Source organism: Kitasatospora sp. NPDC002543 (assembly GCF_053594915.1).
In genome coordinates this window covers 1-1,279 of sequence record NZ_JBSFWR010000244.1, presented here as the reverse complement: position 1 = coordinate 1,279, position 1,279 = coordinate 1, and the positions used below count along the sequence as shown (strand labels likewise).

Here is a 1,279-nt window from a genome sequence, read left to right as displayed (position 1 = left end):
GGCGCAGCACGGCGGCCATGCGCGCGGACAGGTGCTCGGGCGAGAACGGCTTGGTGAGGTAGTCGTCGGCGCCGTCGTTGAGGAGCCGGACGATCTCGGTCTCGTCGTCGCGGGCCGTGGCGATGATCACGGGTACGTCGGTGATGCCGCGCAGCATCTTCAATGCCTCGGATCCGTCCAGATCAGGCAGCCCGAGGTCGAGAATCACGACGTCGAAACGGAAATGGGCGACCTCGCGCAGCGCCTCCAGGGCCGTGCCGACGCTCCGTACGGTGTGGGAGGCCTCGGTCAGGTGCCGGATGAGGGCCGAGCGCACGAACTGGTCGTCCTCGACCACGAGCACACTTGCCATGGGCGGCACCGTACGCCATACGGGGGACCCCGGTCGCGCTTCCGCCCAGGTCCGGGGCAACCCCGGTCCCCCTGGGACACGGGTGGGGCGGGTGCGGCAGTATGGCCGCGATGCACCCCATGCGCAGAGGACTTGTTCACACGGCGGCCTGGCTGCTGGCCACCGGTGCGGCCGTCACGCTGTCGTGGTGGGGCGTGCACACGGTGATGGCGGGCACGGCGTACGACCCGCCGCGCGCGGTGCCGATCGCCGCGGGAGCGGTGGACGCGCGGGCGTCGTCGACGCACCGCCCGGAGTCGTCACCGCCGGCCTCGCCGTCCCGCTCCGCATCGCAGAAGCCGTCAGACTCCCCCGGCTCGGCCACCCCGTCCCCGAGCCGCACGGTGAGACCGGGCGCCTCCGCGAAGCCGCCCGCCTCACCGTCGGCGTCGCCGTCGGCGTCCGGCACGGTGAAGGGCTACGCGACGGAGGGCGGCCGTGCCGTGTTCGACCTGGGCAAGGACTCGGCGACGCTGGTGTCGGCGACGCCCGCGGCCGGCTGGTCGGTGCAGGTGTGGAAGGACTCGACGTGGATCAGGGTGGAATTCACCTCGGGCACGGACAAGGTCTCGGTGTTCTGCACGTGGCACGACCACGCACCGAGCGTGGAAGTGGCGAAGTACTGACCGCTCGCACGGTCACCCGCCCCGGCCTGCCCGGAACGCCCCCTCGGTTCCGGCCCCCCGTCACCGGCGACGGCCTGTCCGGCTCCAGCATCACCTACGGCGTCGGCGCCCACACTGACTGGGAGTGGATCGAGGCCGTCTGCGACGCCGTCACCCACGCGATCCCCACCACGCTCCTCCTCCCCGGCATCGGCACCCTGCACGACCTGCGCCGGGCCCACGCCCTCGGCATCCGCTCGGTCCGCGTCGCCACCCACTGCAC

Annotated in this window: 2 protein-coding genes and 1 pseudogene; 2 read left to right on the top strand and 1 reads right to left on the bottom strand. The window is 72.5% G+C overall.

Annotated elements, in window-relative coordinates; genetic code table 11:
• Window positions 1-352 (bottom strand): response regulator (locus ACWD4P_RS38300; RefSeq protein ID WP_449782832.1); only part of this gene is annotated, 352 nt, incomplete at its 3' end.
• A gap of 119 nt (window positions 353-471) precedes the next feature.
• Between ACWD4P_RS38300 and ACWD4P_RS38295 the strand changes: the two genes are divergently transcribed.
• Both ACWD4P_RS38295 and ACWD4P_RS38290 read left to right on the top strand, forming a co-directional pair.
• Window positions 472-1,017 (top strand): hypothetical protein, encoded by a 546-nt coding sequence (locus ACWD4P_RS38295; RefSeq protein WP_355695506.1) that lies wholly within the window; start codon window positions 472-474, stop codon window positions 1,015-1,017.
• Window positions 975-1,279, top strand: a pseudogene (locus ACWD4P_RS38290) (hypothetical protein); the annotation flags it as partial. The gene ACWD4P_RS38295 and the pseudogene ACWD4P_RS38290, both read left to right, overlap by 43 nt.